The organism is Pseudomonas sp. 05N434 (genome assembly GCF_056396965.1).
This window is the reverse complement of sequence record NZ_JBFTMK010000839.1, coordinates 1-1,430: the sequence shown is the minus strand read 5'-3', so window position 1 is coordinate 1,430 and position 1,430 is coordinate 1. Positions and strand designations below refer to the sequence as shown.

General features: G+C 52.3%; 4 protein-coding genes. 3 read left to right on the top strand and 1 reads right to left on the bottom strand.

Features of this window, described 5'->3' with window-relative positions; translation table 11 throughout:
- Positions 1 to 30 precede the first annotated feature (30 nt).
- The 3 genes from AC1DLB_RS29950 (at position 31) to AC1DLB_RS29940 (ending at position 962) form a co-directional block, all read left to right on the top strand.
- Positions 31 to 201, top strand: a complete 171-nt coding sequence (locus AC1DLB_RS29950) for a hypothetical protein (protein WP_018925238.1) — start codon at positions 31 to 33, stop codon at positions 199 to 201.
- 102 nt (positions 202 to 303) lie between these two features.
- The gene (locus AC1DLB_RS29945) at positions 304 to 519 is read left to right on the top strand and encodes a hypothetical protein (RefSeq protein WP_477743802.1); all 216 of its coding nucleotides are present in this window, start codon (positions 304 to 306) and stop codon (positions 517 to 519) included.
- 101 nt (positions 520 to 620) lie between these two features.
- Positions 621 to 962 carry a hypothetical protein gene (locus AC1DLB_RS29940; protein WP_477743801.1) on the top strand — a complete coding sequence of 114 codons (342 nt, stop codon included), beginning with the start codon at positions 621 to 623 and terminating at the stop codon, positions 960 to 962.
- A 94-nt stretch (positions 963 to 1,056) separates the two neighbouring features.
- Here the strand turns inward: AC1DLB_RS29940 and AC1DLB_RS29935 are convergent.
- Positions 1,057 to 1,430: hypothetical protein (locus AC1DLB_RS29935; RefSeq protein WP_477786279.1), on the bottom strand; the 374-nt coding region annotated here is incomplete at its 5' end.

Genomic DNA, 1,430 nt, shown 5'->3' with positions numbered 1-1,430 from the left:
ATATAACTCTGAACGTTGTGAGGCATGCCCATGAGTCCGGAAACCGAAGACAAGGAAGAAGAAGGCCCGATCAACGATCCTGGCAACGAAGATCCGGGGTCTCTGATGGACGACGCCACGGTACCGCTCAACGATGCCGATGACGCAGGCGATGTGGGCAACCTGGAGAATGATGAGTATGACGAGGAAGACGACGAGTGATTTTGCGGTCGGGCCGACCTCGATCCCTCTGATCGAACCGTGTCTGTCGTGTTGGCCTCGAAAGGCAAGGATCTGCTTTTCAGGTCCATTGAGAGGTGCGTTATGAACGCTGATCCGAAAGACTCCGATATCGACGATACCCCCGAATATCCGCTGCCTTCGCCCACCAATTCGCTGCGCCGCGACCAGCGCCCGCCCGACGATGACGACACCGCTGTGGAACAGGTGCCCGCCGTTGATGTGAGGCGGGGTAATGTGGAAGCCGACCCGGAAGACCCGGACATCGCCGGCGATGACGCTTCGGGGGAACCGAGCTGAAACCTGTGTGGTGGTGCATCGCAGATTGTCGATTGAGCGACACCTTTTAAAAGCGATCACCACCAGAGATCAGGTAAAGCACTCTTTAAAGGAGATGCACCATGATCAGGTCAAAATGGATGGCGCTTACGATGGTCGGCTTATTGTCGATCAGTTCATTGACGGCGTTTGCTGAATCTACCGGTCGCGATGCGCCGGTCGACAAGGGCGGGATGCCGCCTTATTCGGAAATGAATGCGGGTACCTCGGATGGGAAGGCGCTGCCACCGGACACCCTTGGTGGTGGGAATGGTGGTGATACCAACGGGAGGAGCATCGACCCGGAGAAGGGCAGCGGGTCGGTGAGTGGTGGAAGTTCGATGGGGAGTGGTTCTGGAAGTGGGTCTGGAGGATCAGGTGGTTCTGAGGGCGGTGCAGATAAAACCGGTAATTCGGGTGGCTGAAGTCAGATTCTTTACCATTGCACTGAGCCCAGCATCGAACTGGGTTTGGTGTTTGTACAGGAGTTAAAAGTATCTTGGCCTCTTTTTTCAACCGCTATTCCTCTTCAATATCTGATTCAAACCAGCGCATAAAGAAGTCTCGCTGAACCTCTGGATCGTTGGTAAGATTATTTTCTTCGTAGTCAAAAATATTTACCAGGTCATTCCTTGTTGCATATTTGCCTAGTGTAAGTTCATATGCTTTTACTCCAAGCGACATCTGTGAGGACATGCTGGAAGGGTGTACGTTTATTTTTGCTCCTTTGCACAGGAAAACTACATCGCAGTGCTCTTTTCTGATATTGCCAAGGCACTCGTAAAAATCTCCCCCTGCATAAGTTTTGCTATATCCATCCTCCGTCACAAAATTAATAGTCAGTGCTTCCGAGTCGCAGAAAAGCTTCGCGATCTGGCGTATACCGTGTTTGA

Bases quoted from the DNA above. Each gene is read 5' to 3' on its own strand.
- AC1DLB_RS29945 (WP_477743802.1), top strand. From the start codon at position 304: ATGAACGCTGATCCGAAAGACTCCGATATCGACGATACCCCCGAATAT.
- AC1DLB_RS29940 (WP_477743801.1), top strand. From the start codon at position 621: ATGATCAGGTCAAAATGGATGGCGCTTACGATGGTCGGCTTATTGTCG.
- AC1DLB_RS29950 (WP_018925238.1), top strand. From the start codon at position 31: ATGAGTCCGGAAACCGAAGACAAGGAAGAAGAAGGCCCGATCAACGAT.